Origin of the sequence: Streptomyces sp. NPDC020362 (assembly GCF_040642095.1) — a bacterium.
Classification (GTDB): domain Bacteria; phylum Actinomycetota; class Actinomycetes; order Streptomycetales; family Streptomycetaceae; genus Streptomyces.
Genome location: NZ_JBFAET010000012.1, coordinates 65,498 through 73,825 on the forward strand (window position 1 = coordinate 65,498; position 8,328 = coordinate 73,825).

An 8,328-nucleotide genomic window follows, 5' to 3' on the forward strand; every position below is an offset into this window, starting at 1 on the left:
GTGGGGTTTACCCCCGCACAAGAGGGGGCTCCGCGCCAGTGCGCGGCACACCCGCCGGACGCGAGACTCACCGACGTACCCAGAGCGACGCACCGGACCACCCGGGCGCACGCACAGATCTGCCAACCGATATAGGAGACATACCGTGACTTCGGCTGTGACCATTCCCAGGCACGGGGGCACTGGAGGGCGTACGGCCGTTGCCGCGCGGGCGCGGCAGGTCGTGAAGGCGTACGGGTCCGGCGAGACCCGTGTCGTCGCCCTGGACCACGTCGACGTGGACATCGCCCGCGGCCAGTTCACCGCGATCATGGGCCCCTCGGGGTCCGGCAAGTCCACGCTGATGCACTGCCTCGCCGGGCTCGACACCGTGACCGGCGGTCAGATCTACCTGGACGAGACCGAGATCACCGGCCTGAAGGACAAGAAGCTCACCCAGCTGCGCCGGGACCGGATCGGCTTCATCTTCCAGGCGTTCAACCTGCTGCCCACCCTGAACGCACTGGAGAACATCACGCTGCCCATGGACATTGCCGGGCGCAAGCCCGACAAGGCGTGGCTGGACCGGGTCGTGGAGACCGTCGGCCTCGCCGGACGGCTCAAGCACCGGCCCACCCAGCTCTCCGGCGGCCAGCAGCAGCGCGTCGCCGTGGCCCGCGCCCTCGCCGCCCGCCCGGAGATCATCTTCGGTGACGAGCCGACCGGAAACCTCGACTCGCGCGCCGGCGCCGAGGTCCTGGGCTTCCTGCGCCGCTCGGTGGACGAACTGGGCCAGACCATCGTGATGGTCACCCACGACCCGGTCGCCGCCTCCTACGCCGACCGTGTGCTCTACCTCGCCGACGGCAGGATCGTCGACGAGATGTACCAGCCGACGGCCGATCAGGTCCTGGACCGCATGAAGGACTTCGACGCCCGGGGGCGCACGTCATGACCGTCCTGAAGACCTCGATGCGCAACTTCTTCGCGCACAAGGGCCGCATGGCCCTGTCGGCGGTCGCGGTGCTGCTGTCGGTCGCCTTCGTCTGCGGCACGCTGGTGTTCACCGACACGATGAACACCACCTTCGACAAGCTCTTCCAGGCGACCTCGTCCGACGTGACGGTCACCGCCAAGGGCTCCTCCGACACCGGCGAGACCACCTCCCGCACCGGCAAGCCGCCGGTCATGCCGGCCTCCGTGGTCGGCGGGATCCGCAGGGCCCAGGGCGTCAAGGCGGCCGAGGGCACGGTGTTCTCCACCTCGGTGACCGTGGTCGACGCCGACAAGGACAAGCTGTCGCCCAGCAGCGGCGCGCCCACCATCGTCGGCAGCTGGAACGGCAACGACGCCCGCACCATGAAGATCACCTCCGGTGCGGCGCCCAAGGGTCCCCACCAGGTCATGGTCGACGCGGACACCGCCGACAAGCACCACCTCAAGCTCGGCGACGACATCGGCATGATCAACGTCATCGGCACGCACCACGCGCGCGTGTCCGGCATCGCCACCTTCACCGTCACCAACCCCGGCGCGGCGATCTTCTACCTGGACACGAAGACCGCCCAGCAGACCCTGGTCGGCCGGACCGGCGTGTACACCAACGTCAACGTCACCGCCGCCAAGGGCGTCACCGACGCGCAGCTGAAGAAGAACGTGACCGCCGCGCTCGGCCACGGCTACAAGGTGCAGACCGCCAAGGAGGTCGCCGACGCCAACCAGAAGAGCGTCAAGAGCTTCCTGAACGTCATGAAGTACGCGATGCTCGGCTTCGCCGGGATCGCCCTTCTCGTCGGCATCTTCCTGATCGTCAACACCTTCTCGATGCTGGTCGCCCAGCGCACCCGTGAGATCGGCCTGATGCGGGCCATCGGCTCCTCCCGCCGCCAGGTCAACCGGTCCGTGCTCATCGAGGCGCTGCTGCTCGGCGTGATCGGCTCCGTCCTCGGCGTCGGCGCGGGCGTCGGCATCGCGGTCGGCCTGATGAAGCTCATGGGCAATATCGGCATGCACCTGTCCACGGATGACCTGACCGTCGCCTGGACGACCCCGGTGACCGGCCTGCTCCTCGGTGTCGTGGTCACCGTCCTGGCGGCCTACCTGCCCGCCCGGCGCGCCGGCAAGGTCTCCCCGATGGCCGCCCTGCGTGACGCGCACGCCCCGGCCGACGCCAAGGCCGGCGTCGTACGAGCCCTTGTCGGCCTGGTCCTCACCGGCGCCGGCGTCGCTAGCCTCTACACGGCCGCCACCGCCGACAAGGCCAAGGACGGCTCGTCCTGGCTGGGCCTCGGCGTCGTCCTCACCCTCATCGGGTTCGTCGTCATCGGCCCGCTCCTCGTCGGTGGCCTGGTCCGCGTCCTCGGCGCCGTCATGCTGCGGATCTTCGGCCCCGTCGGCCGGATGGCCGAGCGCAACGCGCTGCGCAACCCGCGCCGCACCGGCGCCACCGGCGCAGCCCTGATGATCGGCCTGGCCCTGGTGGCCTGCCTGTCGGTGGTCGGCTCCTCCATGGTGGCCTCCGCCACCGACCAGCTCGACAAGACGGTCGGTACGGACTTCATCATCCAGCCGGACAACCAGCAGAACGGTCTCATCGCACCGCAGGCGGTCAAGGCCATCAAGAACACCCCGGGTCTTGCACGGGTCACCGAGTACCGGCCGACCGTGGCCGACTTCACCACCCCGGACGGTCAGAAGCTCAAGGACACGGACATCACGGCGGCCGACCCGACGTACGCGACCGACCTGCGCAAGAAGACCGTCGCCGGGAACCTCAAGGACGCCTACCTGCCCGACTCGATGTCCGTCCACGAGAAGTTCGCCAAGGCCCATGGCATCCACCTCGGCTCGAAGATCACCGTCGCCTTCAAGGACGGCTCCACCGCCCACCTGACGGTCCGCGCGATCACCAGCAGCGACGACGTGATCGACCAGGGCGCCAAGTACACCTCGCTCGCCACGCTCGCCAAGTACGTGCCCGCCGACAGGATGCCGCTCGACGTGCTGGTCTTCGCCACCGCCAAGGACGGGCAGCAGGCGGCGGCCTACAAGGCGCTGAAGGCGGCCCTGCACGACGACCACCCGGAGCTGACCGTACGTGACCAGACCGACTACAAGAAGGCGCTGAAGGACCAGATCGGCCAGCTGCTGAACATGATCTACGGCCTCCTGGCCCTCGCGATCATCGTCGCGGTCCTCGGCGTGGTGAACACGCTGGCCCTGTCCGTGGTCGAGCGCACCCGTGAGATCGGCCTGATGCGGGCGATCGGCCTCTCCCGCCGCCAGCTGCGCCGCATGATCCGCCTGGAGTCCGTCGTGATCGCCGTCTTCGGCGCCCTGCTGGGCCTCGGCCTCGGCATGGGCTGGGGCGCGACCGCCCAGAAGCTCCTCGCGCTGGAAGGCCTGAAGGTCCTGGAGATCCCCTGGCCGACGATCATCGCCGTCTTCATCGGCTCGGCCTTCGTGGGCCTGTTCGCCGCCCTGATCCCGGCGTTCCGGGCAGGCCGGATGAACGTCCTGAACGCCATCGCGACGGACTAGAACCAACGGGCCGGGAACCGACGGGACCAATGGCTCAGGAACCGACGGGACGGACGGCTCGGGAGCCGGAAGGACCGACGGCTCGGGAGCCGACAAGAGACCACCGCATACGGGGGTTGCGGGGGAAGACCCGGTGCCGGGAAGTCATCGAAGACTTCCCGGCACCGGGCTTTTTGCCCACCGGCGACGCCTCTGCCGGCCGAGCGGGTTCGTCGCGGGGTCGCCTTTCTGCCGGCCGAGCGGGTTCGTCGCGGGGTCGCCTTTCTGCCGGCCGAGCGGGTTCGTCGCGGGGTCGCCTTTCCGCTGGCCGAGCCGGGTTCGTCGCGGGGTCGCCTGCCGACCGAGCCGGATGTACGTGGGGCCACTTTCTGCCGACCGAGCCGGATCCCCACGGGGCCACCGATCTGCCGGCCGGGTCGGATGTTCGCGGGGGCACGGTCTGCCGGCCGAGCCGGATGTTCGCGGGGTCACCGGTCTGGCGGCCGGGTCGGATCTCCGTGGGCCACCTTTTCCGGCCGAGTCGGATTTCTGTGCGGTCAGCTTTCTGCCGGCCGAGTCGGGTGGTGGGTGGGCAGAGGTTCGGGGGGCCAGGGGGCGGGGCCCCCTGGTTGTCCACAGGCTCCGACGGCAGCGCCGACAGCGTCGTACGCTGGACACCCCCGGTCGCCACCCGCGTCGGGCTATTCGCGTTGCCCCTACCCGGACGGAAAGCCTCCTCCATGAGCCTGCACGGTCTGCTCGACGCCGTCGTCAAGGACCCCGCCCTCGCGGAAGCGATCAACGCGGCCGCGGACGGCAACCGCATGCACGTCGACCTCGTCGGCCCCCCGGCCGCCCGCCCCTTCGCCGTCGCCACCCTCGCCCGCGAGGCCGCCCGCACGGTCCTCGCGGTCACGGCGACCGGCAGGGAGGCCGAAGACCTGGCAGCCGCCCTGCGCTCGCTGCTGCCCGCCGAGGGCGTCGTCGAGTACCCCTCCTGGGAGACCCTCCCGCACGAGCGTCTCAGCCCGCGCAGCGACACCGTCGGCCGCCGCCTCGCCGTCCTGCGCCGCCTCGCCCACCCCCGCCAGGACGACCCCGAGACCGGCCCGGTCTCCGTGGTCGTCGCACCCGTGCGCTCCGTGCTCCAGCCGCAGGTCAAGGGCCTCGGCGACCTGGAACCGGTGTCCTTGAAGACGGGGCAGAACGCCGACCTGAACGGCATCGTGGAAGCCCTCGCGGCCGCCGCCTACGCGCGCGTGGAGCTGGTCGAGAAGCGCGGCGAGTTCGCGGTACGCGGCGGCATCCTCGACGTGTTCCCGCCCACCGAGGAACACCCCCTGCGCATCGAGTTCTGGGGCGACGACGTCGAGGAGATCCGTTACTTCAAGGTCGCCGACCAGCGCTCCCTCGAAGTCGCCGAGCACGGCCTGTGGGCCCCGCCCTGCCGTGAACTGCTGCTCACGGACGACGTACGGGCACGCGCGCGTGCCCTCGCCGAAGAACACCCGGAGCTGGGCGAACTGCTCGGCAAGATCGCCGAGGGCATCGCGGTGGAGGGCATGGAATCCCTCGCGCCCGTCCTGGTCGACGACATGGAGCTGCTGCTCGACGTCCTGCCCAAGGGGGCGATGACCGTGGTGTGCGACCCGGAGCGGGTCCGCACGCGTGCCGCCGACCTCGTCGCCACCTCCCAGGAGTTCCTGCAGGCGTCCTGGGCGGCCACCGCGGGCGGCGGCGAGGCGCCCATCGACGTCGGCGCGGCCTCCCTGTGGTCCATCGCCGACGTCCGCGACCGCGCGCGCGAGCTGGACATGATGTGGTGGTCCGTCTCGCCCTTCGCCGCCGACGAGGAACTGGCGGATCCTTTTGCCGCCGACGCGGCCGCCGACACCCTCAAGCTGGGCATGCACGCCCCCGAGACCTACCGCGGCGACACCGCCAAGGCCCTCGCCGACACCAAGGGCTGGCTCGCCGACGGCTGGCGCACGGTCTTCGTCACCGAGGCCCACGGCCCGGCCGCCCGCACCGTCGAGGTGCTCGGCGGCGAGGGCATCGCGGCCCGCCTCGACGCCGACCTCGCCGAGCTGAGCCCCTCCCTGGTGCACGTCTCCTGCGGCTCCATCGACTACGGCTTCGTGGACCCGGCGCTCGGACTCGCCGTCCTCACCGAGACCGACCTGTCGGGCCAGAAGGCCGCCGGCAAGGACGGCGCCCGCATGCCGGCCCGCCGACGCAAGACCATCGACCCGCTCACCCTGGAGCCGGGCGACTACATCGTCCACGAACAGCACGGCGTCGGCCGCTACATCGAGATGGTGCAGCGCACCGTGCAGGGCGCCACCCGCGAGTACCTGGTCGTGGAGTACGCCCCCGCCAAGCGCGGCCAGCCCGGCGACCGCCTCTACATCCCCACCGACCAGCTGGAGCAGATCACCAAGTACGTCGGCGGCGAGGCCCCCACCCTGCACCGCCTCGGCGGCGCGGACTGGACGAAGACCAAGGCGCGCGCGAAGAAGGCCGTCAAGGAGATCGCCGCCGACCTGATCAAGCTCTACAGCGCCCGCATGGCCGCCCCCGGCCACACCTTCGGCGCGGACACCCCCTGGCAGCGCGAGCTGGAGGACGCCTTCCCGTACGCGGAGACCCCCGACCAGCTCACCACCATCGCCGAGGTCAAGGAGGACATGGAGAAGTCGGTCCCCATGGACCGCCTGATCTGCGGCGACGTCGGCTACGGCAAGACCGAGATCGCGGTCCGCGCCGCCTTCAAGGCCGTACAGGACGGCAAGCAGGTCGCCGTCCTCGTCCCCACGACCCTGCTGGTGCAGCAGCACTTCGGCACCTTCTCCGAGCGCTACTCGCAGTTCCCGGTGAGCGTGCGGGCGCTCTCCCGCTTCCAGACCGACACGGAGGCGAAGGCGGTCCTGGAGGGCCTCAAGGAGGGAGCCGTGGACGTCGTCATCGGCACCCACCGCCTCTTCTCCTCCGAGACGAAGTTCAAGGACCTGGGCCTGGTCATCGTCGACGAGGAACAGCGCTTCGGCGTCGAGCACAAGGAACAGCTGAAGAAGCTCCGCGCCAACGTCGACGTGCTGACCATGTCCGCGACCCCCATCCCGCGCACCCTGGAGATGGCGGTCACCGGCATCCGCGAGATGTCCACGATCACCACGCCCCCGGAGGAGCGGCACCCGGTGCTGACCTTCGTCGGGCCGTACGAGCAGAAGCAGATCGGCGCGGCCATCCGCCGTGAACTGCTGCGCGAGGGCCAGGTCTTCTACATCCACAACCGGGTCGAGTCCATCGACCGCGCGGCGGCGCGCCTGCGCGAGATCGTCCCCGAGGCACGCGTCGCCACCGCCCACGGCCAGATGTCCGAGTCGTCCCTGGAACAGGTGGTCGTCGACTTCTGGGAGAAGAAGTTCGACGTCCTGGTGTCGACCACGATCGTCGAGTCCGGCATCGACATCTCCAACGCCAACACCCTGATCGTGGAACGCGGCGACACCTTCGGCCTGTCCCAGCTGCACCAGCTGCGCGGCCGCGTCGGCCGTGGCCGCGAGCGCGGGTACGCGTACTTCCTGTACCCGCCGGAGAAGCCGCTGACCGAGACGGCGCACGAGCGTCTGGCCACGATCGCCCAGCACACGGAGATGGGCGCGGGCATGTACGTGGCGATGAAGGACCTGGAGATCCGTGGCGCCGGCAACCTGCTCGGCGGCGAGCAGTCCGGGCACATCGCCGGGGTCGGCTTCGACCTGTACGTCCGCATGGTCGGCGAGGCCGTCGCCGACTACCGGCGCCAGCTGGAGACCGGCGAGATCGAGGAGGAGCCGCCGCTCGAGGTCAAGATCGAGCTGCCCGTCGACGCCCACGTCCCGCACGACTACGCCCCCGGCGAGCGCCTGCGCCTCCAGGCCTACCGCGCCATCGCTTCCGCCAACTCCGAGGACGACATCAAGGCCGTCCGCGAGGAACTCACCGACCGCTACGGCAAGCTGCCCGAGCCGGTGGAGAACCTGCTGCTGGTGGCCGGACTCAGGATGCTCGCGCGGGCCTGCGGCGTCGGTGAGATCGTTCTGCAGGGCACCAACATCCGTTTCGCACCGGTAGAGTTGCGTGAATCGCAGGAGCTGCGCGTCAAGCGGCTGTACCCGGGCACGGTCATCAAGCCCGCCGTGCACCAGGTGCTGGTCCCGCGCCCGAAGACCGCCAAGGTCGGCGGCAAGCCGCTCGTCGGCCGGGAACTGCTGGGCTGGGTGGGGGAGTTCCTCGCCTCGATCCTGGGGTCGTAACCGATGACGGGGGGCGCGGGGCGTGCTGATCGGTGAACTGGCGCGGGCCACCGGAACGACACCGCGCGCCCTGCGCCACTACGAACAGGCGGGCCTGATCGTTTCGGCACGCGCCGCCAACGGCTACCGCGACTACGAACCCGGTACCGCCGTCCGCGTCCGCAACATCCGCCACCTGCTGGAGGCGGGCCTCACCCTGGCCGACGTACTGGTGTTCCTGCCCTGCCTGGACGGCGACGTCACCGCCGGTCACCTCTCCGCGAAGAGTCTGCGGATCGCCCGGGACCGGCTGGCGGTCCTGGACGCGCGGATAGCCGCGCAGACGGCGGTACGGGAGCGACTGGCGACGGCGCTGCGAGAGGCGGGCGAGACGGTCTGACGGCCGGCAGCCCGACGGGGCAAGCCCGATGAGACGAGCCTGAAGGGCAAGCCCGACGGGGCAAGCCCGACGGGGCAAGCCCGACGGGGCAAGCCCGACGGGGCAAGCCCGACGGGGCAAGCCCGACGGGGCAAGCCCGACGGGGCAAGCCCG

4 protein-coding genes are annotated in these 8,328 nt (G+C 70.5%); all 4 read left to right on the plus strand.

Annotation, left to right across the window (positions count from 1 at the left end; genetic code table 11):
* Positions 1-145 precede the first annotated feature (145 nt).
* Entirely contained in the window at positions 146-934 is a 789-nt protein-coding gene (locus tag AB0H32_RS08135) for an ABC transporter ATP-binding protein (RefSeq protein WP_361116046.1), read from the plus strand.
* Complete coding sequence (locus AB0H32_RS08140; protein WP_361116049.1) at positions 931-3,519, plus strand: FtsX-like permease family protein; 2,589 nt, start codon at positions 931-933, stop codon at positions 3,517-3,519. The genes AB0H32_RS08135 and AB0H32_RS08140 overlap by 4 nt, the downstream gene beginning before the upstream one ends.
* A 719-nt stretch (positions 3,520-4,238) precedes the next feature.
* Positions 4,239-7,796, plus strand: a complete 3,558-nt coding sequence (gene mfd, locus AB0H32_RS08145; RefSeq protein ID WP_361116052.1) for a transcription-repair coupling factor — start codon at positions 4,239-4,241, stop codon at positions 7,794-7,796.
* Positions 7,797-7,818: 22 nt separating this feature from the next.
* Positions 7,819-8,175 carry a MerR family transcriptional regulator gene (locus AB0H32_RS08150; protein ID WP_361116055.1) on the plus strand — a complete coding sequence of 119 codons (357 nt, stop codon included), beginning with the start codon at positions 7,819-7,821 and terminating at the stop codon, positions 8,173-8,175.
* Positions 8,176-8,328 lie beyond the last annotated feature (153 nt).

Bases quoted from the DNA above. Each gene is read 5' to 3' on its own strand.
- AB0H32_RS08140 (WP_361116049.1), top strand. From the start codon at position 931: ATGACCGTCCTGAAGACCTCGATGCGCAACTTCTTCGCGCACAAGGGC.
- mfd (WP_361116052.1), top strand. From the start codon at position 4,239: ATGAGCCTGCACGGTCTGCTCGACGCCGTCGTCAAGGACCCCGCCCTC.